General features: G+C 65.1%; 22 protein-coding genes. 11 read left to right on the forward strand and 11 right to left on the reverse strand.

Annotation, left to right across the window (positions count from 1 at the left end; all coding sequences use genetic code 11):
- Position 1 precedes the first annotated feature (1 nt).
- Entirely contained in the window at positions 2-3,478 is a 3,477-nt protein-coding gene (locus tag DL891_RS04890; protein ID WP_198668771.1) for an AAA family ATPase, read from the reverse strand.
- Positions 3,479-3,611: 133 nt separating this feature from the next.
- Here DL891_RS04890 and DL891_RS04895 point away from each other — a divergent pair, with 133 nt between their 5' ends.
- From DL891_RS04895 to DL891_RS04910, 4 genes are all read left to right on the forward strand, one after another.
- The gene (locus DL891_RS04895) at positions 3,612-3,935 is read left to right on the forward strand and encodes a hypothetical protein (protein WP_111719299.1); all 324 of its coding nucleotides are present in this window, start codon (positions 3,612-3,614) and stop codon (positions 3,933-3,935) included.
- A 322-nt stretch (positions 3,936-4,257) separates the two neighbouring features.
- A complete protein-coding gene (locus DL891_RS04900) occupies positions 4,258-4,590 on the forward strand; it encodes a hypothetical protein (protein WP_157962391.1) in 333 nt (110 codons plus the stop codon).
- Positions 4,591-4,621: 31 nt separating this feature from the next.
- Positions 4,622-4,939 (forward strand): ferredoxin, encoded by a 318-nt coding sequence (gene fdxA, locus DL891_RS04905; protein WP_111719301.1) that lies wholly within the window; start codon positions 4,622-4,624, stop codon positions 4,937-4,939.
- Positions 4,940-5,317: 378 nt separating this feature from the next.
- Positions 5,318-6,586: a citrate synthase gene (locus DL891_RS04910; RefSeq protein WP_111719384.1), complete on the forward strand. Its 1,269-nt coding sequence runs from the start codon at positions 5,318-5,320 to the stop codon at positions 6,584-6,586.
- Positions 6,587-6,709: 123 nt separating this feature from the next.
- Here the strand turns inward: DL891_RS04910 and DL891_RS04915 are convergent, their stop codons facing one another.
- Complete coding sequence (locus DL891_RS04915) at positions 6,710-7,690, reverse strand: DapH/DapD/GlmU-related protein (protein ID WP_111719302.1); 981 nt, start codon at positions 7,688-7,690, stop codon at positions 6,710-6,712.
- A 134-nt stretch (positions 7,691-7,824) separates the two neighbouring features.
- Here DL891_RS04915 and DL891_RS04920 point away from each other — a divergent pair, with 134 nt between their 5' ends.
- Positions 7,825-8,004, forward strand: a complete 180-nt coding sequence (locus tag DL891_RS04920) for a DUF3117 domain-containing protein (protein WP_111719303.1) — start codon at positions 7,825-7,827, stop codon at positions 8,002-8,004.
- Between the two features lie 35 nt (positions 8,005-8,039).
- Here DL891_RS04920 and DL891_RS04925 read toward each other — a convergent pair whose 3' ends face one another.
- Entirely contained in the window at positions 8,040-8,672 is a 633-nt protein-coding gene (locus DL891_RS04925) for an O-methyltransferase (RefSeq protein WP_111719385.1), read from the reverse strand.
- A gap of 125 nt (positions 8,673-8,797) precedes the next feature.
- On the opposite strand from DL891_RS04925, the gene DL891_RS04930 reads away from it, so the two are divergent.
- The 3 genes from DL891_RS04930 (at position 8,798) to DL891_RS04940 (ending at position 12,180) form a co-directional block, all read left to right on the forward strand.
- A complete protein-coding gene (locus tag DL891_RS04930; RefSeq protein ID WP_111719304.1) occupies positions 8,798-9,202 on the forward strand; it encodes a twin-arginine translocase TatA/TatE family subunit in 405 nt (134 codons plus the stop codon).
- Positions 9,203-9,286: 84 nt separating this feature from the next.
- On the forward strand, positions 9,287-10,690 hold the full coding sequence (locus tag DL891_RS04935) for an MFS transporter (RefSeq protein WP_111719305.1): 1,404 nt from the start codon (positions 9,287-9,289) through the stop codon (positions 10,688-10,690).
- Entirely contained in the window at positions 10,687-12,180 is a 1,494-nt protein-coding gene (locus tag DL891_RS04940; RefSeq protein ID WP_111719306.1) for a pyridoxal-dependent decarboxylase, read from the forward strand. Before DL891_RS04935 ends, DL891_RS04940 begins: the two co-directional genes overlap by 4 nt.
- A gap of 72 nt (positions 12,181-12,252) precedes the next feature.
- Here DL891_RS04940 and DL891_RS04945 read toward each other — a convergent pair whose 3' ends face one another.
- The 3 genes from DL891_RS04945 to DL891_RS04955 form a co-directional block, all read right to left on the reverse strand.
- Entirely contained in the window at positions 12,253-13,383 is a 1,131-nt protein-coding gene (locus DL891_RS04945; protein ID WP_111719386.1) for an Mrp/NBP35 family ATP-binding protein, read from the reverse strand.
- Between the two features lie 116 nt (positions 13,384-13,499).
- Positions 13,500-14,021: a DUF1003 domain-containing protein gene (locus tag DL891_RS04950; RefSeq protein WP_111719307.1), complete on the reverse strand. Its 522-nt coding sequence runs from the start codon at positions 14,019-14,021 to the stop codon at positions 13,500-13,502.
- Entirely contained in the window at positions 14,005-15,258 is a 1,254-nt protein-coding gene (locus DL891_RS04955; protein ID WP_111719308.1) for a CBS domain-containing protein, read from the reverse strand. Before DL891_RS04955 ends, DL891_RS04950 begins: the two co-directional genes overlap by 17 nt.
- A 124-nt stretch (positions 15,259-15,382) precedes the next feature.
- Between DL891_RS04955 and DL891_RS17275 the strand changes: the two genes are divergently transcribed.
- Positions 15,383-16,060: a general stress protein gene (locus DL891_RS17275; RefSeq protein ID WP_198668772.1), complete on the forward strand. Its 678-nt coding sequence runs from the start codon at positions 15,383-15,385 to the stop codon at positions 16,058-16,060.
- A 168-nt stretch (positions 16,061-16,228) separates the two neighbouring features.
- Here the strand turns inward: DL891_RS17275 and DL891_RS04965 are convergent, their stop codons facing one another.
- Entirely contained in the window at positions 16,229-17,821 is a 1,593-nt protein-coding gene (locus tag DL891_RS04965; protein WP_111719309.1) for an aminopeptidase P family protein, read from the reverse strand.
- Positions 17,822-17,910: 89 nt separating this feature from the next.
- Positions 17,911-18,930, reverse strand: a complete 1,020-nt coding sequence (locus tag DL891_RS04970) for an endonuclease/exonuclease/phosphatase family protein (protein WP_111719310.1) — start codon at positions 18,928-18,930, stop codon at positions 17,911-17,913.
- 18 nt (positions 18,931-18,948) lie between these two features.
- On the opposite strand from DL891_RS04970, the gene DL891_RS04975 reads away from it, so the two are divergent.
- Entirely contained in the window at positions 18,949-19,821 is an 873-nt protein-coding gene (locus tag DL891_RS04975; RefSeq protein WP_111719311.1) for a PHP domain-containing protein, read from the forward strand.
- A 22-nt stretch (positions 19,822-19,843) separates the two neighbouring features.
- Here DL891_RS04975 and DL891_RS04980 read toward each other — a convergent pair whose 3' ends face one another.
- Positions 19,844-21,286 (reverse strand): DEAD/DEAH box helicase, encoded by a 1,443-nt coding sequence (locus tag DL891_RS04980; RefSeq protein WP_111719312.1) that lies wholly within the window; start codon positions 21,284-21,286, stop codon positions 19,844-19,846.
- Positions 21,287-21,544: 258 nt separating this feature from the next.
- On the opposite strand from DL891_RS04980, the gene DL891_RS04985 reads away from it, so the two are divergent.
- Entirely contained in the window at positions 21,545-22,261 is a 717-nt protein-coding gene (locus DL891_RS04985; RefSeq protein ID WP_232819006.1) for a ferritin-like fold-containing protein, read from the forward strand.
- 3 nt (positions 22,262-22,264) lie between these two features.
- On the opposite strand, the gene DL891_RS04990 is transcribed toward DL891_RS04985, so the two are convergent.
- Both DL891_RS04990 and DL891_RS04995 read right to left on the reverse strand, forming a co-directional pair.
- Positions 22,265-22,558, reverse strand: coding sequence for a hypothetical protein (locus DL891_RS04990; RefSeq protein ID WP_111719314.1), 294 nt, complete (start codon positions 22,556-22,558; stop codon positions 22,265-22,267).
- A 6-nt stretch (positions 22,559-22,564) separates the two neighbouring features.
- Entirely contained in the window at positions 22,565-22,789 is a 225-nt protein-coding gene (locus DL891_RS04995) for a DUF3107 domain-containing protein (protein WP_111719315.1), read from the reverse strand.
- Positions 22,790-22,876 lie beyond the last annotated feature (87 nt).

Below are 22,876 nucleotides of genomic sequence, written 5' to 3' on the forward strand. Positions count from 1 at the left end.
CTCAGCTCGCTGATTGGTCACTCGGTGTGATCAGGGTCTGCCTGATCTGGTCGTACCGATCAGCGGCGGCGCGTGCCTGCCCGTGCGCGCCAAGTTCTTTCAGCGCGGCAATCAACGTCGTGTGGGCGAGTCGGTCCAGTGGATCGATATCGAGGATTCCGCGACACGCATCAGCCGCGACCAACGGTGCGTGCTGCGTCGCGGCAGTCGTTGCCAGGTGTTGCGAGACCTCGATGAATGCGGACTGGCATCGCAATCGGAAGTCCAGTGCCCAGTCGGTGTACGGTTCATCGGGGAGGGCGTCGCCACGATACAGGCGCACCACCCGCCGGAGCTCGATCAGGTCGGGCTCGCCACCGGACCTCACCTGCTCGGTGACCGTCTGTGCCTCGGCGAGAAACTCCCAGGCGTCGACCCTCAGCCGACTCGGGGACAACGACATCGTCATGCCGTCGGTGGCCAGGTACACCTCGCTTGAGTGTCTGCGGCCCGGGTCCAGGGCCCGTCGAACAGCTGAGACTGCGACGGCCAGCCGGTTTCCGAGCGTCCAACTGTCTTCCCCGGGCCACAACAGGTCCATCAAGGAGTCCTTTGCCACCGGAGAGCCGCCCCGCGTGAGAAGGATTTTGAGAAGTTCTCTGGCCTTGCGGGAGTTCCAGTTCGCTACGGCACCGTCTGTTCCGCGTACCTCGAAAGTGCCCAGAACGCTGATTCGTGGCACGGAGTGAGCCGACCTGGCGAAATGGTGCTGCTCGGGTCCGACAGGCGATACCTGGTGAGGTCCCAGGCGCGAACGGTGGGCGGCGGCCCTATTCTCCAATAACCGCAGTCCCAGCGTCCTCGCCGTGACTTCGGCCTCAAAGATCAGTTGTGAGGCGCGGCGCCGTTCGCTGCCGCCATCGGTGCCACCGGGTGTCGAAGCGGTTTCAACCTCGGCGAGCGCCAGCTCGTCAAGTTCCAGTTCGGCGAGGTCAAGCTGGGCTTCGGCAAGCCAGGGAAGCGCCCCCATCTGGGCGCTGACCTCGATGGCGGCATCGAAGTGGATGCGAGCCTCGTCCACGCGACCGAGCCTTCTGGCCAGCAGGCCGAGCGGACGCGCGATGGTGCCCCAGCAGGCGACTCCCAGCCCTATGGGCACCAGGTTCCTGGCGTACGGCAGCAACGACTCCCGCAGGTCGAGAACCCTCTGGTCCTCGCCCAGCTCAGCGACTACCTCTGCCAACGTGGCCATCGTCATCAGCCAGTTGCGGTCACGGGGAATGTGTTCGAGGTCACCGAACTCGGCGAGGACGCCACGCGCGGCGCTGCTTCGGCCGGTGCGCAGCCACAGCCAGGCGAGTGCAGCACTCCAGACCGGAACATCCGGTTGCTGCCTTCGCGCTTCCAGAAAGAGCGGCTCGATCTCCTCGACGCGGCCCTGAAGCCAACGCACGATCGCGATCTGCGCGGCCCAGACGTCCCCGGCATCCGGATCGCCGGCACGCGTGGCAGCCAGGTACGATTCGTTGGCCCGCTGCTCGGCGTCATCCGTTCGGCCATCGAGCAGTGCTCGGGTGCATCGGAACCACCCCGCGTGGCGCCCGTCGGCCAGGTCGGCCAGTGGCCCCCCGTCGGCATCGGCCAGCGCAAGCTGGGCGTCCAGCGCTCGGATATCGCCTTTCTCGAGCAGCGCAGCAAGAAGAAAGAAGTACCCGTGCGATGCCAGCGATTGATTTTTCTCGCGGCGAGCGATTGCGAGGATGCGGTGGGCAGCACGTAGTCGAAATTCCAGGGAGTCTGGCGACAGGTCGGTCACTGTCATCGCACTCAGGGCGTAGCCGACCGCAATCGGGTCGCCGACGAACTCTGCCATCGCGAGTGACTCACGCGCCAGGACCTGGGCTTCACCGTCGTCGGACAGACGCGCGGCAGAAAGGGCGGCGAGCAGCCGAGCACGTAATGCGCTGGGCTTCTTCGGCAACGCGTCAAGCGCCGCCTGGCAGCGCGCGGCCCGAACGTGTCGTTCGTTTCCGGCGAACGAGAAGCGGAACTCGCCTTCGAGTGCCGCACGTGCCTGGGCCTCACCGTCGGCAGCCAACACCGCCTGCTCCCATGCCGTGTCTGCGACGTCACGGGCCTGTTCAGATCGGCCGGCCAGGCGAAGGGCGATGCCATACTCGACCAGCAGGCGCAGCCTGGTCTTTTTCGCCTTCGGGGATCGGAGGCTCACAGAGTCCACAGTGTGCAGGGCCCGCTCGATGTGGCCGGCCGCTTCGTCATAGGCATAGGCTGCATGGGCGTCCTGCGCCGCGCCCAGACAGGCCTCAACCGCGTCTGGGCTGTGATCGGGCCCGAGTTGCAACAGGTGATGCGCGCGTTCTGCGTGGCGCCCGGGAAGGCCGCGAAGCATGTCGGCGCGTCTGAGGTGCACGCTCTGCAGCACGGCGGGTGCCGCCAGTGTCGACGCAGCCTCAGCCAGCAACGGATGGGTGAACTCGATGCTTGGGGCAGAGGAGGTCGACCGCGAGCGGTGAAGGGTGAGAATCTCGGAATCCAGTGCCGGTTGCAATGCGGCGACGGCCTGATCCGGGCTGAGCCCCACCAACTCCGCGACCACCTGGATCGTCGGCTGCGGCCCAGCCAGGGCGCAGCCGCTGACGAAGGCATGAGTACTGACGGGCAGAGAGGCCAATCGTCGGCTGGTGATGTGCCGCAACAGGGCGGACTGCGCCGCGGCGCTGCGGGCTCCGGCGCCTGGTTCCCCGGTACTGGCTTCCTCAGTACCCGGCGAAGGGTCGGACCGCGCACCGTTTCGCAGGATGTATTCGATGAACAGCGGATTTCCGCCGGTGATCGACAGAATGTCGCTCGCCTGTTCCGGCGCTGTGAGAACCGACCGGACGTCCTCCTCGGCCAAACCTGACAGGCGCAGCCAGTCCTCCGGCAATTGGAGGGTCGACAGTTGCTCGCGGAGTCCGGGCCGCTCGGCGGCATCGTCGGTACGGAACGTCATGATGATCAGGAGCGGGCAGTCGGCGAGGTGCTGCACCAGAAAGTCGGCCAGGAGAATGGATGGGCCGTCTGCTTCGTGAACGTCTTCCAGGATCACCACGACCGGCGCTTCCTCGGTCGCCACCCGAATGCACGAGGCAAGCGCATCGAAGAGTTCGAAGCGATCGGATGCCGAGTCGCTCAGGAGCACAGTGGCAAGATCTGTCGGCTCCTGATTGCCCGTCAGTGTTCTGGCCACTTGGCTCCACGGCCACAGGGGAGGGGTGATGGAGGCATCCCAGCAGCGGCCCCAGAGAACCCGATTACCGTTCTGCCTCGCGTGGGCGGCGATCTCCGCAACCAGCCGCGATTTTCCGATCCCTGCTGCCCCAGACACGATTTGCAACCGGGCACGAGAGCCGGGACGAGGCAAAAGAGCCCTGAGGTGCGCGCATTCGGGTTCGCGGCCGATGAACTCGAAACCGTGGGTGTCCGATTTTTTGGTCACCGGGCTTCCTGACCCCAGAAGCACTTCATCGAACGCAACCATATCCCTACCAGATGATACCGACTTTAAGTTGAATCACAGCCAAGCCCCTACGCTGGGGAACTGATAATGAGTCAACCTCGAGGAGCCAATTATGTTGAGACCTGCCAGCACGCGACGTTTTCTGAAAACAACTACCGCGGCGATCATCGCGGCGACACTCGCATTCACATTGACCGCCTGTTTCGGCAACCCCCTGGAGAAGATTGCCTCCGGTTCAGTGGGCAAGATTGTCGAGCAGGCAACGGGGGGCCAACTCGAAGTCGGCAGCGAGGGATCCATGCCAAAAGACTTTCCGGCCGAGGTTCCCCTGGTCTCCACCGATGTGGTCACGAGTTTCTCGATGAAGGTCGAGGACGGCAAGGCGTGGACGATCGGAGTGCGTGCGGCCGGTTCGTTGGACCAGGTCTCCGACTAGGTGCAGGCGGCGTTCGAACAGGGCGATTGGGAGGAGGCGAGTTGGGGTACTTTAGGCGATGAAATGGTCACCGGCATGTTTACCTCGGAAGCCAACAAGACGAATGTGATCATCAGCATCATGATCGATGACGATAGCGGCAAGGTGCTCGTGAGCTACGTGGTCAACAAGAACCTCGAGTAGATCTCACCTGCGAGCTGGCGTTCGTCGTCGCTATGATGCGAGGGTGCAGAACGCATTGATCCCAGCGGTTGACCCGCGCCCGAGCGATCTCCCGAAAGTCCCGCGGACGTGGTACGGGCGCCTGCTTTCGTGGTTGGGGATGTTTGCAGTCGGCGCCGGTTTCGGGCTACTCGGCACCATCGCCCACCAGGCGACTCTCCCGATCTGGCCGGTGGTTCCCTTGGGCCTCGTGGCTGCACTAGCCGCGATCCTGTGCCTGATGATCGGTGTGCGACTCAGTGCCTCGCGGGCGCTTGTTCTGGCCACCGCTCTGGGAGTGATCGGCGCGATCCTCATGCTGTCGGGCAGAGGCCCGGGCGGGTCTGTCCTGGTGCCCGACAATTTGCTCGGTGTGGTCTGGAACATCGCGCCCGCGGTGATTTCCCTGGGCGTGGTGATCTGGCCCCGGCTTCCCGCGGAGACCTCAGCGTAAGATGGTGAGCCAGCGTGATGAAGGGTAGGTAATGACGTACATCATTGCTCTTCCGTGTGTCGATGTGAAAGATCTGGCCTGTGTTGACGAGTGTCCGGTCGACTGCATCTATGAGGGTGAACGGATGCTGTACATCCACCCGGACGAATGCGTCGATTGCGGGGCATGCGAACCGGTCTGTCCGGTGGAGGCGATCTTCTACGAGGATGACACCCCCGACGAGTGGGCAGACTACTACAAGGCGAACGTTGAGTTCTTCGATGACCTCGGCTCACCGGGTGGGGCGGCGAAGCTCGGTGTGATTCCGAAGGATCACCCTCTGGTCGCGGCGCTGCCGCCGCAGGGCTGAGAGACAATCACCAACGGATCCTGCACTCTATTGTGGAGTGCAACAGTTGCCTGAGATACGCTCTAGGCTGTATCCAGCTGTGCCGAATCCGTCATGAGCGGTCAGTCGGCCAGACCCCTGAGACACCCAGACGCGGCACGAACCGCCGGAGCTTTCGAGGAGAACCAAGTGAGAAAACCACGGAGAGGTTCGGCGAGCGAATCGCAGTTCACGCTTTTCAAGCCGAAGTCCGCCTCGAAGCAGGTCGCCGAAGGCGAAGCCGATACCCGGGCACCGAAGAACAACGACGTTTCTGGGCGCGCTGAATCAAAGCCGAGCAAACAGCCGAAGACGGCGCGGGAGAGCACAGTTCCGGAGCCGGCATCCGGTGATGAAGCGGTGCTGACATTCCCTGGCGGAACCGCCCGCTTCCCCCTGTTGAAAAGCGTGGACGGGGCTCCGAGCATCGATATCTCCACGCTGACCCGGCAGACCGGCTACACGGTGCTCGACCACGGTTTCGTGAACACTGCGGCGACGACTTCCGCCATCACCTTCATCGACGGCGACGCCGGGATCCTGCGCTACCGCGGCTACCCGATCGAACAGCTCGCCCAGCACTCGACCTTCTTGGAGACTGCGTGGCTGTTGATCTATGGCGAGCTTCCCTCGGCCGCTGAACTCGCCGAGTTCGACGAACGAATTCGTCGTCACACCCTCCTGCACGAGGACCTCAAGCGTTTCTTCCGCGCCCTGCCGCATGATGCCCACCCCATGTCGGTGCTGTCCAGTGCGGTATCGGCGCTGTCGACCTACTACCAGGGCTCGCTGAACGTGGACAACCCGGAACACGTCGAGCTCGCAACCATCCGGTTGTTGGCAAAACTGCCGGTGATCGCGGCGTACGCGCACAAGAAGAGCATCGGCCAGGCCTTCCTCTACCCAGACAACTCGCTGAGCTTCGTCGACAACTTCCTGCGTCTGAACTTCGGCAACCTGGCCGAACCGTATGAGGTCAACCCCGTGCTGAGCAGAGCTCTGGAACGACTGTTGATCCTGCACGAGGACCACGAGCAGAACGCCTCCACATCGACGGTGCGCCTGGTCGGCTCCACCCAGGCGAACATGTTCGCCTCGATCTCGGCCGGAATCAACGCACTCTACGGGCCGCTGCACGGCGGCGCCAACGAGGCTGTGCTCGACATGCTCGCCGAGATCCGCGACTCGGGAGAGGGCGTGAAGAAGTATGTCGAGCGGGTCAAGAACAAGGAGGCGGGCGTGAGGCTGATGGGCTTCGGGCACCGTGTCTACAAGAATTACGACCCGCGGGCGAAGCTGGTCAAAGAGAGCGCCGATGAGGTACTGGCCGCCCTGGGCATCAAGGATGACCTGCTGGAGTTGGCGAAGGAGCTCGAGGGCATCGCGCTGTCGGATGACTACTTCATTGAGCGCAAGCTGTACCCGAACGTCGATTTCTACACCGGACTGATCTACAAGGCGATGGGGTTCCCGCCCCACATGTTCACCGTGCTGTTCGCGATCGGGCGGCTCCCGGGCTGGATCGCCCAGTGGCGAGAGATGAACTCCGACCCTGCGACCAGGATCGGCCGCCCGCAGCAGTTGTACCTGGGCTCCCCGGCCCGCGACTACCCGCACTCCCGCCGCTGACTCCCGTAAAATCCACCTCCCCTTCGAAGCGCCGACGGGTGGACTCTGTCGTCTCGGGAACTGATTTCGAAGTGATTCCTCGTGCTTTTTCAACCCCTCGACCCACAGGGGGCGCACTCCTTGTCAGGCTTCTGACAGTGCGGATGTGGATCGCGCCGGGATGCGGGAGAGTACCTCGATCTGGCCGCTGAGCGAGTTGCGCCGAAACAGAATGTCGGGAACCCCGGAGAGCTCGGCAGCCTTCACTGTTTGCCGGACACCGGACGCGAGCGGCGGTTCGTCGGCCAGAACGACCTTCGTGCCGGCGGTCACGTAGAGGCCGGCCTCGACCACACAATTGTCTCCGAGCGAGATGCCGAGGCCCGAGTTCGCGCCGAGTAGGGACTGTTCTCCGATGGAGACGGTCCGGCTGCCGCCGGAGTGGGTGGCCATCACAGATGCACCACCGCCGACATCCGACCCGTCACCGACCACGACACCCTCGGAGAGTCGGCCCTCGATCATGGAGGCGCCGAGGGTCCCCGCATTGACGTTGACGAACCCCTCGTGCATGACCGTGGTGCCGGGCGACAGGTACGCGCCCAGGCGCACGCGTGAGGCGTCAGCGATCCGTACCCCGTCAGGCAACAGATAGTCCGTCAAGCGCGGAAACCTGTCTACTGCCAGTGCGTGGATACCGGCACGCTGCAACAACAGCCGACGTGCCTCAAAATCGGAAGGCAGCATCGGGCCGGCGTTGGTCCAGACCACGGTTGCCAGCTTTGCGTGTAAGCCCGCAAGGTTGATCGAGTTCGGCCTAACAATGCGGTGTGAGAGCAGCTGCAGTCGCAAGTAGGCGTCCTCAGTGCTCACCGGGCCATGCCGCAGGTCGATCTCACAGGTGATGTAGTCGACACGAACACCACGCCGCCTGTCGGGCACCGCGAGTTCCTCGAGCCAGGCCGGGGCGATCCATCGGTCGTGGTCGGGCGGGATGGGCCCCAGGGCAGGTGTGGGGAACCACGCATCCAGCACGGTGCCATCATCGGCGATCGTGGTCAGGCCGTTTCCCCATGCGTGGATGGGCGACTCGGCTGCGACGGTCGTGGGACGTGGTTCAGGCATGTCTCCAGAGTACTGGCGCGCCATCGGAGCAGCACCATGGTCTGTCGTCAAGAAGGGGGGTCCTGGGGCGGTGTTTTCGGGAAGACAGTGGCATGCGCGATAATGGAGGTATACATAATTGAAAGGGGAGCTTTATGGCGGCCATGAAACCACGGACCGGAGACGGCCCAATGGAGGCTGTGAAAGAGGGCCGACTGATTATCGTTCGCGTTCCTCTTGAAGGCGGCGGGCGGCTCGTAGTGTCAGTCAATGACGCAGAAGCCAAGGAACTGCACGATGTCCTCGCGGGCGTCGTGGCTGCGAACGTCAAATAACGTTCGCAGCGCACGGTCGGCTCGCACCGGCGGCTTCAATCGCCGAGCTTGATGATCTGAAGCAATCCGTCGCCGACTGGAGACACCGCACTGACAACGGCACTCGACGTGGAGATCTCGCGCAGCAACGTGCGAAAGCCTGTTGCAATTTCATCGCGCTGCGCGGGATTGGCCACACGGCCGCGCCACAGTACGTGCGGAACCAGAACGATACCGCGGGGGCGAGCGAGGCGCAACCCGTGTTCCACGTATTCGATGACAGACAACGGGTCGGCGTCGACGAAGACCACGTCATACGAGTTCTCGTTCATCCGGGGCAACACATCACCGGCATCCCCGGTGATCAATCGTACGCGGTTCGCGCTGACCTGCGCCTGGGTGAAATGGGTGCGGGCATGCTGCTGGTGATCGACCTCGGTGTCGATCGAGGTGAGATGGGCGCCCGGGGCGCCGGCCAGCAGGCACAGGCCGGAAACGCCGACGCCGGTGCCCACCTCGATGATCTGCCGCGCGCCGGAAACCGCGGCCACGACCGCGCACTGCGCCCCCGTCGCCGGTGAGATCGTGTCGATTCCCAACTCGCGGGACAAGGCGCGTGCCTCGGCGAGGATCTCGGACTCGATGACCAGGTCCTCGGTGAACTTCCAATTTGCATCGTTGTCTGACACGGTCACTCCTGCTCATCGGGTCGGGCGTCGGTATTCAGGGTACGGCCACTCGGGCGGCTGAACGGCGAGGCGCGCTGAATCCCACCGGTCACTCAGCCTGATCAGGATAGTCTGAATGAGTGGGCATGGGACTGACTTTCGACAAGCTGCTGATCATCGGTGTGATCGCGGTCTTCCTGCTTGGCCCCGAGCGCCTGCCCCACTATGCCGCTCAGCTGGGGCGCCTCGTGCGGGGAGTGCGCGACATGGCCAACGGCGCCAAGGAGCGCATGCGCGAGGAGATGGGGCCGGAGTTCGACGAGGTCGACTGGAAGAAGCTCGACCCCCGGCAATACGATCCTCGCCGAATCATCCGCGAAGCGCTGATCGACGACGAACCGGCGCCTGCTCCGCGACGGGCGAACCGCACCATGAGCGACCTGACGGCAAATGCGAGCGCAGCAAGCGCGGTGGCGGCCGGCGTTGCCGTCGGAATGACAGCGGAAACGACTCAAATGGTCACCGTGCCATTCGACGCGGAGGCAACCTGAGCCCGACGATTGTCTGGCGACCAACACTCCCCGACGGGCAGCCCCGGTTCCGGTCGCGAGTCCCCCGCACGATAGCATTGAGACATGGCCCCAGCTGAGAAAAGTTCGCATATTCCGCGAGGGTCGGTCCTCACCCGCACGACTGTAGCCGGGTATGCCATCGGTTCGCTCGGTACCGGGGGCTTCGCCACACTCCCGGGTCTGGTTCTCGTCATCTACATGACCGACACCCTCGGGGTCGCCCCGCTGATCGCCGGAATCATGATCACCCTTGCGAAGGTGTGGGACGTCATCATCGATCCGGTGATCGGCGCCTACAGCGATCGCAGCCTGGCCCGCACCCATTCGCGCCGGCGATTCATGGTGTTGGGAGCAATCCTGCTGCCGGTGTTCTTTGTGCTGACGTTCGTCGTTCCCCCCGGGCTCGGGCAGTGGTCTTCCGGGGTGTGGGTGCTCATCGCTTTCATGGCGGCGGCCACGGCGTTCAGCCTGTTTCAGGTGCCGTACATCGCATTGCCGGCCGAACTCTCGGATGACTATGACCAGCGCACCACGCTTTTGACGTGGCGTGTGGTGGTGCTCAGTTTCGCAATTCTGCTCTTCGGCGCAGGCGGGCCTGCGTTGCGCGCGCTCGGCGGAGCGGACGAACCTCTGGGCTACCTGCTGATGGCAATCGTCGCCGGTGTCGTAATCGGCGCGGGGATGCTGATCTCCAGCCGGGTGGCACCTCGGTATCCGCAATCGGCGCGGGTGGAGGTGCCGCGAACATCGATCCGCCAGAACTATGCCCAGAGCATTCAGATTTTGAAGCGCAGCCAGCCGATGCGTGCGCTGCTCGGTACCTTCATGCTCCAAGGGCTCGCCGTCGGGGTGATGCTGACCGGTGCCAACTTTGTGGCCAAGTACGTGCTCGAATCAACGGCTGCGCTGACGTTCCTGTTCGCCGCGCTGATCGCTCCAGCACTGCTCTGTGCCCCGCTGTGGGGCCTGATCTCGGCGCGCATGGGTAAGGAGCGCGGCTACTTCATCGCCAGCGCACTGTTCGCTGTCGCTCTGACGTCGATGATCGCACTGGTCTGGATGCCGGGGGCCTGGGTGTATCTGCCGGTGGCGCTGGCCGGTGCTGGATACGCCGGCATGCAATCCCTGCCGATGGCGATGCTGCCCGACGTGATCACTCATGACGCGGCCACCCACGGCGATGGTCAGGCGGGCGCCTTCGGAGGGGTCTGGACGGCGGGCGAGACCACGGGCATGGCCCTCGGCGCCACGGCGTTCACGCTGGTACTCGCTGTTACGGGCTATATCGAATCGACCGGTCCGGGCGTAGTGCAACCGGGTAGTGCGATCACTGGAATCTCACTGAGCTTCAGCGTGCTCCCGGCCGCCATCGTCGCACTGAGCCTGGTGACCTTGCGGCGATATCGGCTGCGCAAGGCCGACATCGAAGCACTCGCACGTGACCAACCGTCGGTGGACGCACGATGAACGCGGCCTCGATCTTCGCCAAGGAACCGTCTGAAGTTCTCGCGCGTCTGGCGCGGTTGCGGGCCGAAGACGCCCCCACATGCGGCGGCTCGGTTCTCAGCTATATCTATGACTCCGGGCTGCGTGAGATTGAAGCACTCGCAGGCGATGCGATGGCGGCGGTGCAGCAGGTGAACGGTCTCGACCCCACCACCTTCCCGTCCGTCGCTGTGATGGAGCGTGAGGTGCTCGGTTTTGCGTTTCGTGTCCTCCACGCTGACGAACAGACGGCCGGATCGGTGACCACCGGCGGCACGGAGAGTTGCCTGCTCGCGGTGAAGACGGCCAGGGATGTCTGGAGGGCGGCCGGCGGAATTGGCACTCCGCGCATTGTCGCACCCATAACGGCGCATGCCGCCTTCAGGAAGGCGGCGCACTACTTCTCGCTCGACTTCGACGCGGTTGCGGTCGACCCGTCCACGGGGGCCGTGTCGGCGCAGGCGTTGATCAACCGGATCGGGCCCGATGTCGCGATCATGGTGCTCTCGGCGCCGTCGTACCCGTTCGCTGGGCTCGACCCCGTGGCCGAAGTGGCTGCGGCATGCGAGGCAGCCGGGGTCGCGGTGCACGTCGACGCCTGCATCGGTGGCTGGGTGTTGCCGTGGTGGACGACGACGGACGGACGAACGCCGTCACTCTGGGACTTCCGCGTTCCCGGGGTGACGAGCCTGTCGGCTGATCTGCACAAGTTCGGCTACGCCCCCAAAGGGGCCTCGGTGCTGTTGCAGCGCGATCTCGACCGCCAACGCCACCAGTACTTTGCGACTACCGGGTGGCCCGGGTACCCGGTCATCAACCCAACGATTCTGGGGTCGAAATCGGCGGCACCGCTGGCGGCCGCCTGGGCGATCACCCAGACTCTCGGCGAGGCCGGCTTCCAGGCGCTGTCTGAATCGTGCCAGCGCTCCACCAACGCACTCTGGAGGGCCGTCGACGCGATCGAGGGACTGCACGTGGTGGGCGACCCGGTCGGCCCGCTATTGGCGGTGGCCCGCGACACCACGGTTGCGCCCGAACACCAGGTCGACCCGCACCACTGGGCCGACCAACTGCGAGAGCTCGGCTGGCAGTTGCAACCACAACCCGGCCTGACCCAGCCCGACGGCACGTACCTCGCACCCACGACCCACTTGACCATCACCCCGGTCACCGAAGGACGGCTCGATCAACTGGCCGAGGCCCTGGCGACGGCGGCCGATCAGGTTCGGGGGGTGCCCCCGATTGATCGACGGCAGGTGCTCGCCGAGTTTCCGTTCGGCTCTGCACCGATCCGTGATTCAGAGACGGCGTTCCAGGTGCTGCGCGGTGCGGGCCTGCTCGGCGAATCCGGCCAGACGACGTTGCCCGATCGGATGGCGCCGATCGTCGCGCTGCTCGAGGCGTTGCCGTCTGAAACGGGCGAGCGGTTGCTGATCGAGCTGTTCGGCCGGCTGTTCACACCCGACCGGTGATCGGTGCGAGGGCCCTGCTTCGAGGCTGAAACCCGAGAGACGGCTCTGAGCCTGCCCTGGCCTGTGCCCGGATCAGTGCACGCTGACGTTCAGACTGCGTCCGGCCAGGCCGCGGCCGCGCCCGGCCAATTCGTCGGCCAGCTGACTGATCACCGCGCTGGCCGGGTCTGACGGGTCGGAGAGCACTATAGGCAGCCCGGAGTCTCCTCCTTCGCGCAGGCCCATGCTCAGCGGCACCCGTGCCACCAGCGGCACACCCAGACGCCGGGCGACGTCGTCGCCGCCTCCCGAGCCGAACAGTTCCAGAATCGTTCCGTCTGGCTGCGTCAGACCCGACATGTTCTCGATCACGCCGTACACCTCCTGCCCGGTCTGGCGAGCGACCAGACCACTGCGCTCGGCCACATCGGCGGCGGCCGGTTGTGGTGTGGTCACCACGAGAGCCTCGGCGTGCGGCAGCAGCTGGCCGACGGAGATCGCGACATCACCGGTTCCCGGCGGCAGGTCGAGCAGCAGAACATCGAGGTCACCGAAATAGACCTCGGTGAGAAACTGTGTGATCGTGCGATGCAGCATCGGGCCGCGCCAAGCCACCGCTGCGCGCTGCCCACCGGAGGAATCGGGATCGACGAACATTCCGATCGAGATCACCTTGACCCCGTGTGCGACCGGTGGCAACATCATCTCGTCCACACGGGTCGGTCGTGCCACGCTCTGGCTTCCATCGGCGTTGTTCGTGACCAGGCCGAGCAGGCCCGGGATCGAGAAGCCGTAGACGTCGGCGTCGATGATGCCGACCGACAGTCCGCGCTCGACGAGTGCGACGCCAAGGTTCGCTGTCAGGGTTGACTTGCCGACTCCGCCCTTGCCGCTGGTCACCGTGTAGATGCGGGTGAGCGTCTCTGGGCCGAATTGCGTCTCGCGGTCGGCTCGGGTTCCCCGCAGTTTCGCGGTCAGGGCTCGTCGCTCATCCGGGGTCATCACGGTCACGACGACCGTTGCCGCCGTGACGCCGTGCACGCGCTCGATGGCCTGCTGGGTGTCAGCGGTGATCGACTGGGCTGCGGGGCAGCCGGCGATCGTCAGCCGGATGGTCACCGTCGCAGCACCGTTGTCGTCGACCTCGATCGCAGCGACCATGTTCAACTGGGTTATCGGCTTGCGAAGCTCGGGGTCGATCACCTGCGCCAGTGCCCCACGGATTCGCGGCACCAGGTAAGCGTACGGTCCCACCGCACCGTCGCCCTCAGTGCCCTCAGTGCCCTCAGTGCCCTCAGTGCCTTCTGCGCCCTTGATACTGCCGGTGGTGTGGTGCTCGGTCACGATGCGACCTCCGGCCCCTGCGTCTGGTCTCGAGCATCGAGTTCCTCGAGCAGCGCGCGCATTTCCGCTCGGATGAACTCCCTGCTGGCCATATCTGTCATGGCCAGGCGCAGTGCGGCGAGTTCCCGGGCGAGATACTCGGTATCGGCCAGATTGCGTTCGGCGCGGATGCGATCCTGTTCGATCTGCACCCGGTCGCGGTCGTCCTGCCGGTTCTGCGCGAGCAGGATCATCGGTGCCGCATAGGACGCCTGGAGGGAGAGCATCAACGTCAGCGCGATGAAGCCGAGCGCAAAGGAGTCGAATCGCCACGCGTCCGGCGCGAGGGTGTTCCAGAGGATCCAGCAGGCGACGAACAGGGTCAGGCCGAGCATGAACCAGGGCGTTCCCATGCCGCGGGCGATCGCCTCGGTCACCCGGCCGAAGCGATCGGTCGACTGTTTCGGCCGCGGGAGCATCCCCTGGCGAAGACCCTTGGGGGCGTCCAGGCGACCATCAGACCTATGTGCCCACAACATAGGCACCTCCGGGCTCATCGTGGCTGCGCCAGTCGTCAGGCAGCAGGTAGTCGAGCACGTCGTCGATGGTGACGACCCCGACCAAGTGGCCGCTGTCATCGACGACCGGTACCTGAACCAGGTTGTAGCTGGCAAGGATGCGGGACACTTCGGCCGCGGAGGTTCGTGCGTGCACGGGCTCGAGAGTGGTATCGAGCAGAGTGCCCAGGCGCTCGTGCGGGGCGTAGCGGAGCATGCGTTGGAAGTGCACGATTCCGAGGTAGTGCCCGGTTGGCGGCTCGTAGGGCGGCAGGGTCACGCAAACGGCAGCGGCCAGCGCAGGCGCGAGGTCCTGTCGCCGGATGAGGGCGAGTGCCTCGGCGACGGTCGCGTCCGCGGAGAGGATGACCGGCTCGGTGGTCATCAGACCGCCGGCTGACTCAGCCGGGTAGGTCAGCAGCATGCGCACGTCCTCGGCCTCATCCGGTTCCATCAGGGTGAGCAGCGCTTCGCGGCGCTCCAGACTCAACTGGCCGATCAGGTCGGCGGCGTCGTCGGGCTGCATCTGGTCGAGCACATCGGCAGCGCGCACATCCTGGATGTGGCCGAGTACGCTCACCTGGGTCGTTTCGGGCATCTCCTCGAGAACATCCGCCAGACGGGCGTCTGGGAGCTCGTCGATGACGTCGAGCATGCGCTGGGTGGGCAGGTCGAGAAGAGTGGTGGCGAGGTCGGCGGGTTTGAGGTCGGCGTACGTCGCGATGAGGTGCTCGGCACCCTGGGTGCCGGCCCCCGTGCGCTCGTGCATGTCGTTCCACGAGGCGAACACGGTTGCACCCTTGGTGAACGGCCCGGTTCTCGGGCGCCTGACGAAGAGTTGGCTGATGGCCCAGTTGCCGTGCCCGGGCGATTCGATGGCCACATCCTCGATGGTGCCCTCACCGGAGCCGTCGTTGAAGACCATCACCCGGCTGAGCAGTTCGGCAATCACCCGTACCTCACCACCGCGCTGCTGGAAACGGCGCACGTTGATCAGCCCGGTGGTGATCACCTGCCCGCCTGCGATCGACGTGACGCGTCCGATCGGCAGGAACACCCGACGCTTGCCGGGAATCTCAACGATCAGACCGACGACCCGCGGGGGTTCCGACCGACGGTAGACCACGAGCACGTCGCGCACACGGCCGACCCGGTCGCCGGCGGGATCGAAGACGGTGCAGCCGGCCAACCGGGCGACGAAGACTCTCGTGGCGCTCACAGGTACCAACTTACCGCCCGGCCGGATGGAACGAATCGCGAGACCCCCCGACGTGGATGATGCTCTCAGCGGAATTTGGCATTCGCCCAGCCAATGCTCGACTGAGGCGTGGAACAATGAAGGCGTGAGCAATCCCAGTGTTTTCGGTCGACGACGCGTCGCATTCCCGAGCATTCCGCGCGGAGAGGTCCTGGCCACGTATGAAACGTATGACGACGCCCAGAAAGCGGTCGACGCGCTCGCCAAGGCAAACTTCCCGGTAAAGGAATTGTCGATCATCGGAAACGACCTGAAAAGCGTCGAACGGGTCACCGGCAAGCTCAACTACGGTCGTGCCTCCGTGGCGGGTGCAGCCTCCGGTGCCTGGCTCGGCCTGTTCTTCGGCCTGCTGATGCTGATCTTCTCGCCCACCCCTGACTACGGCCTCGTTGCCGCGGCCCTGCTGATCGGCGCGGGGTTCGGCATGCTCTTCGGCATCATCTCGTACCTGATGAATCGGCGTCGCCGCGACTTCACCTCGGTGATGCAGGTGATCGCCGCCAACTACCAGATCATCGTCAGTGCGGAGTCGGCGAGCACGGCGCGCAACGCGCTCGAGCACATCGGAATGCGGCACTCCCCGGCCCGAGCCTCGGCGGCCGTTCACCCGACTGCCGGCACCGGTGGCACCGCGCCCGCCGGAGACGGCGACGAAGCTCCCGGCGCGGAGGGTTCGCCAGATGAGCCTGGGCCCACCAAGCAGGACCCCGCTCATTCGCCGTCTGACCCGCTGCCACCGCCCCAGTACGGCGAGCGGATCTGAGCCGGCCCGCCATCCGCTGAGCCGTGCCGGACGCCCGCGCTGCAGATCGTCGCCCGGGATGGCCTGCACGGGCTCTCTTTCCGCGGTGGCCGATCCGCGGCGGCCGGTGCGCAGCGGCGGAGCGGGCCGAGAGTCTGGCCGGTTCGGCAGATTCTCAGCCCATGTCCGTCAGACGGCCAGGCGAGCGATCCATTCTTCCACGTCGTCAGCGGTGCGTGGGATGTGCGCCGACAGGTTTTCGGCGCCGTCGGCGGTGACCAGGACGTCGTCTTCGATGCGCACGCCGATGCCCCGGAACTCCGCCGGTACGGTGAGGTCATCCGGTTGGAAGTACAGGCCGGGTTCGATGGTGAACACCATGCCCTCCTCGACCACACCATCCAGGTACATGTCGCGCCTGGCCTGTGCGCAGTCGTGCACATCAAGGCCCAGATGGTGGCTGGTGCCGTGCACCATGTAGCGCCTGTGGTGCTGATTCTCGGGCAGGAGCGACTCGTCTGCGGTCACCGGTAACAGCCCCCATTCGGCGGTGCGCCTGGCGATGACCTCCATGGCGGTGGCATGCACATCGCGAAAGATGATCCCTGGGCGCACGATCTGGAAGGCGGCGTCTGCGGCTTCACGCACCGCCTCGTAGATCATCCGCTGCACGTCGGAGAACCGGCCCGAGATCGGCAGCGTGCGGGTGATGTCGGCGGTGTAGTAGCTGTCGAGTTCCACCCCGGCGTCGATCAGAATCAGGTCGCCGTGCGAAACCGGCCCGTCATTGCGGGTCCAGTGCAGCACGCACGCATTCGGCCCGGCTGCCGCGATGGTGTCGTAGCCGACCGCGTTTCCATCGGCACGTGCCCTGGTGTAGAAAACGCCCTCCACCAATCGCTCGCCGCGGCTATGGGCACTGATGCGGGGCAGGTCACGAATGACGTCTTCGAAACCTCGGCCGGTTGCCTCGACGGCCTGACGCATCTGCTCGATCTCCCACGCGTCTTTCACGAGGCGCAGTTCGGAGAGTGCAGTGGCGAACCGGGTGTCGGGTTCGTGGGTTCCGCCGAATTCCAGGCTGAATGCGGAGTCGCCTGCGGTGCCGCCGAGCGCTGCTTCGGCCGTGTGTCGGATGCGCGCAGAGTCCACCTGGTCGGCGATGGCCGGATCGGCCTCCCGAAGTATCAGCGTGTCATTGCCCGTGACGGCGAGCACCCGTTCGAACTCGGCGAGTGCGGCGGTGGCAATATCGAGGTCGGCACTGACCTGGGTCAGGGAGGGGCGCGCGCCGGTCCAGAACTCGCCGATTGCCGGGTTCGCGTAGAACTCGTCGGAGTCGCGCCCTGCGCTCTCGCGCAGGTACAGCGTCACCTCGTGCCCCGAGCCGTCGGCATGCGGTTCAAAAACCAGTACGGAGCCGGGAACCGTGTCTGATCCCCAACCGGTGAGGTGAGTGAAAGCCGAATGGGCGCGGAACGGGTAGTCGGTGTCGTTGGAGCGCTGCTTCGGGCTGCCAGCGGGAACCACCAGTCGTTTGCCGGGGTGGAGCCGGGAGATGTGCTCGCGACGCGAGGCCGCCCAGGCGGCCTGCTCCCGCGCAGGCGGCAGCGAATCGTCTGCCGGGGCCCAGCGGCTGCCGATGTAGTTCTTGAATGCGTCCGAGCCGGGAGTGGTCGAACGGTTGGTGTTCGAATCTTTCAGACCCCGGACAGCGGAATTCTTCTTCGCGACGGTTTCGGTTGCGGGGTCAGTGTCAGTGTTTGTTGCAATGTCGGTCATAACCCCATTCTCCCATCCGTCGGCGGGGAGATCGATGGGTGCGGCCAACAGGCGAATGGCTCAAGCGGTGTGGGTCTCCGACCCGAGCGTCATTCCTCGGGAGGGGCGACCGCCTTTTCGACGGGTGCGAGCCAGACCAGGACGGGCCGATGGTCGCTTCCCGCCGCGTCGAGGTCGGACACCACGCGCATGCCGGTCGGATGCCAGTCGGGGGAGAACATGATGTGATCGATGGGAGTGCCGAGGGCCGGGGGAAGTGCGGTGGGCCAGGTTCCGACGGCCTCAGAACCGGTGAGTTGCCCGGCGCTTGTGCAATTGCCGAGGGTCGCCGCACCGAGAGAATGCATGTGGTCGATGGTCGCGTTGAAATCGCCGGCGAGGATCACATTTCCGCGGCGGCACTGGTTCTTGAGCCAGGACAGGTCGGCGCGCCAGTTGGCCATTTCACCCAGGATCGGGCCGATCGCGTGCACCGCCACAATGGTCGGGCCCGCGGGGTTGACCGGGGTCGCCACCACGCTCGGCACTGCGTTGGTGTTGCCGCGGCCGGTTTCCAGCGTGTACTCACCCATCAAAACGCTGGTCAACAACGACGTCGCCATGGCGGGGTCACCCGAATACGCCTCCCGGGTCAGCTCACTCATCGGGTTTCCGGCGGTTGCCATCAACGCGGCAACCTTCCGCGCGGTCGCCGCTGACGTCTCTGGAAGTGCGATTATCGACGCATTGTAATCGAGTGCCAGGTCGGCGATCTGCTCCGCACTGACCGCGCCGCCCGTGTTCCAGCTGAGCACTCGAACGGTCGAGCCGAAACCCGTCGGCGTCGAGCCGAGGCCGCGGCCGGCCACGGTCACAACGTTGACCAGGGCGAACACCGCGAGCATCACTGCGAGTGTCGCTATGAACCGCCTGAGGCGCGGGAGAAACAGGGAGACCACGAGCAGCACGACGACGCCCGCCACGGCCACAAGCGCCGACAGGCCGCGAAACGACACCGCCTGCGCAACGATGACCGTGCGTTGGGCGCTGAAAATCTGCGGCCACGCGAGCGCGAGCAGGGCGAACGCGACGGCTACGCCGGCAACGGTTTGGAGGATTCGATTTAGCATCGCAACTAGCATTACATCATGTCAGTCGTTCAGCGTTTCGCCGTACCCATCGATCTGCACACCCACAGCAGCATCTCTGACGGCACCCAGACGCCAGAAGAACTGGTGCGGGCTGCGCAGCAAGCCGGGTTGGGGACCGTCGCCCTCACCGACCACGACTCCAGCAAGGGCTGGGCCGAGGCGGCCGAGGCAGCGCGCCAGGAACGAATCACCCTCATACCCGGCATGGAGCTCAGCACGAAGGTCGGCGGTACCAGCGTGCACATGCTGGCGTATCTGTTCGACCCTGAGAACGTGGAGCTCGTCGAAGAACTTCAACGCATCCGTGAGGCTCGGCGCACCCGCGCCGAAAGCATGGTGTCTCGGATCGGCCGCGACTATGACTTCACCTGGGATGATGTGGTCGCCCAATCCGCCGTCGGTACGACGCTCGGTCGGCCCCATATCGCCGACGCACTGGTGGCGCGGGGCCACGCAACATCTCGGAAGGATGCGTTCGCAGGCATCCTGAATTTTCGGCACGGCTATTACGAGCCACACTACGCACCAGACCCGGTGACCGGGGCCCGGCTCATCAGGGCGGCCGGCGGAGTGCCGGTTCTGGCCCACCCAGCCACTCGCGGCATCGAGCATGTGATCGACGAGCAGCGACTCGCGGAGCTGGTCGACGCCGGGTTGGCCGGGCTGGAGATCGACCACCCGGAGAACGAGCCGAGCGGCATGGCGCGGTTGCGCGAACTTGCCGTGGAGCACGACCTGATCGTCACGGGTTCCAGCGACTACCACGGAACCGGCAAGGTGAACCGACTGGGGGAGTGCACCACGGCACCGGATGCGCTGGCGCGCATCATCGAGCAGGCCACCGGCTCGGAACCGGTCTACCCCGACTGAATGGCGCGGTCAGCCCGATTGCTTACGCGGTCGGTGCCTGCCTGCGGGTGCGGTTGCGGGTGCGCTTGCGCGGCGTGCGCTGGCCGTCGTGGTGCTGTGGGCCGTGCCCGTCGTGGGTTCCCGCCGCCTGGGCGGGTGCATCGGCTTTCACCGCGGCATCCGAGCCCTGGGCCGGGGCGCGACGGGTGCGTGAACGCGGTGGCCGCTGGCCGTCTCTGGGGGTGTGCCCGTCCCTGGGGGCGCGGTCACGGGGAGTGCGGCCGTCAGAGGCCTTGACAACGGCCGGCTTCAGGCGACCCTTGATCCCCTCAGGGATGTCCAGGTCGGTGTACAGGTGCGGTGACGACGAGTAGGTCTCGGTCGGCTCCGGCTGCCCGAACTCGAGGGCGCGGTTGATCAGCGACCACTTGTGCAGGTCGTCCCAGTCGACGAAGGTCACCGCGATACCGGTTTTACCGGCGCGGCCGGTGCGACCGACACGGTGCAGGTAGGCCTTGTCGTCTTCGGGGATGGTGTGGTTGATCACATGGGTGACATCGGCCACGTCGATGCCACGGGCCGCCACGTCGGTGGCGATCAACACGTCTTTCTTGCCCGCTTTGAAGGCGGCCATCGCCCGTTCGCGTTGCTCCTGGTTCAGGTCGCCGTGGACTGCCGCCGCGTTGAAGCCACGATCGTTCAGCTCTTCGACGATCTTCGCAGCCGAACGTTTGGTGCGGGTGAAGATCAAGGTCTTGCCGCGGCCCTCCGCCTGCAGGATGCGAGCGATGATCTCATCCTTGTCGAGGTTGTGGGCGCGGTAGACCAGGTGCTTGATGTTGGCCTGGGTGAGGCCCTCGTCGGGGTCAGTGGCGCGAATGTGGATCGGCCTGATCATGAATCGGCGGGCGAGGGCCACGATCGGCCCCGGCATGGTCGCCGAGAAGAGCATGGTGTGTCGGTTCGCCGGGGTCTGGGCGAACAGCTTCTCGACGTCGGGCAGAAATCCGAGGTCGAGCATGCGGTCGGCTTCGTCCAGAACCATCTCCTTCACGTTTGCAAAGGAGAGTATGCGCTGGCTCATGAGGTCGAGCAGGCGGCCCGGGGTGCCGACGACGATCTGCGCACCGGCCTTCAATTCCTCGATCTGGCCCTCGTAGGCCTTGCCGCCGTAGATGGCCGCCACGCGAGTGCTGCGGTTGGACGCGGCGAGTGCCAGGTCTTCGGCGACCTGCACGCACAGTTCACGCGTGGGTACCACGATCAGGGCCTGCACCCCGGGGGCGGGGTCGGGACCCAGACGCTGGATCAGAGGAAGGCCGAATCCGAAGGTCTTGCCTGTTCCGGTCTTGGCCTGGCCGATGACATCCTGACCGCCGAGCGCCATCGGGATGGTCTGGGTCTGGATGGGGAATGGTTCGATAATGCCCTTGGAAGCGAGCGCGTCGACCATGTCCTGGTCGATGTTGAGATCAGAGAAAGTCACTGTGATTAGCCTGTTCGTTGCAGAGATGAAGTGCAGAATAAAAGAGGGGATACGCCTCAAATTTTGCGTCATCATCACAGGCGTATGATCCCGATCCAGCGCCGGGACAGGTCAAGTCTAGGGGCGCGGGCCGTCAATTGTCTGTAATTCGGGTGTGTTCCGGGCCATCACGCCTTCAGACTCGGGTGGCGGGCGGGCCCGAACCGGCCGAACGGACCGAATCGGCCACCATGCACGGCGAACCTCTAAGCTTGCATCGTGGTACCCAAGATGAGTAAGCGCCGGCCGTTGTCACCGTTGCCCCGCCTTCGTGCGCGCGGCGATTCGGTCGAGGTCGACAGGGTCGAACTGACCGATCTGACGCCCGCGCTGCTGCCGTACCTCGGCCAGGTGGCCTACCTGCAACTGGTGGTGTTCGAGTCGCTGTCTCGTCTGATATCGGCTGCGGCCGACCTTAACGAGAAGGCCATGCTCAGCGAGACCGCTGGCACCGTATTGACCAAGCAGCAGGGTTTCGTGGCGGAGATCCGTCGGGCGGGTGAAGACCCGGCTGAGGTGATGGGGCCGTTCACCGACGCCATCGACGAGTTCGAGAAACTGACCCGCGGCAAGGATTGGGCCGAGCGGCTGACGAGTATCTATCTGACCATGGGCCTGCTGGATGACTTCTTCCTACGGTTGAGCGGCGGGTTGCCGGGGGATGTGGGGCCACGTGCCGCGGCCCTGTTGGGGGCAGACAGCCGCGACGACGTGATCATTGAGATTCTCCAGCGCGCCATCGCCCACGACCCGCGACTGGCGTCCCGGCTCGCGATGTGGGGCAGGCGGCTGGTCGGAGACACATTGCTGATGGCACGGTCGGCGTTACACGTGACCGGCGACAGAAAATCCGACGAGTCTCGGATCGAGCCGGTGTTCACCGAGTTGATTGCGGCGCACACCCGGCGGATGGATGCGCTCGGGCTCACCGCCTGATTCTCAGACGGCTCGGCTGAGTGTGTCCAGCATGAGGGCGTCGTCTTCACGGCGGCGGTGCACGATCACCAGGTTGGACACGACCACAACCAACGGCGTGAGGATCAGGGTGATGGTCCAGATCCAGCCACCGGCCCAGGGCATGCCCAGCCAGGTGAGGGCGACCCAGATCAGGGCGGCCGCCCCGGTGCCGATGGCGGGAATCAACATGCTGCCGTGCAGTTCACGCCCCGGCATCGCGTAGCGGCCAATCGCTCCGTACACGGCGCCGGCGAGGCAGACGAAGAGAAGTTCCATGATCGGCTACGCGAAGAATCCGACGCGGCGGGTCTCTTCGCTGCCGAGCTCGACGTAGGCGATCGTGGCGGTGGGCACGATATAGACGGCACCCTTGCTGTCGGTCAGCCGGACATAACCGGTCGTGCCGGCTAATGCGGCGGCGATGGTCTCCTCGACCTCGGTCGCCTTGTCCTCGGATTCGAACGTGAGCTCGCGCGTCGTGTTGAGGACGCCGATACGGATTTCCACGTGGTCTGCCTTTCACGAATGCGGGGGAACACCCCGCCGAACACTGCCATAGACAGGTTACGGTAGTTCTCTGGCAGTCGCAGACGT

This window comes from Homoserinimonas sp. OAct 916 (genome assembly GCF_003260275.1).
In the GTDB taxonomy this organism is placed as follows: Bacteria; Actinomycetota; Actinomycetes; order Actinomycetales; family Microbacteriaceae; genus OACT-916.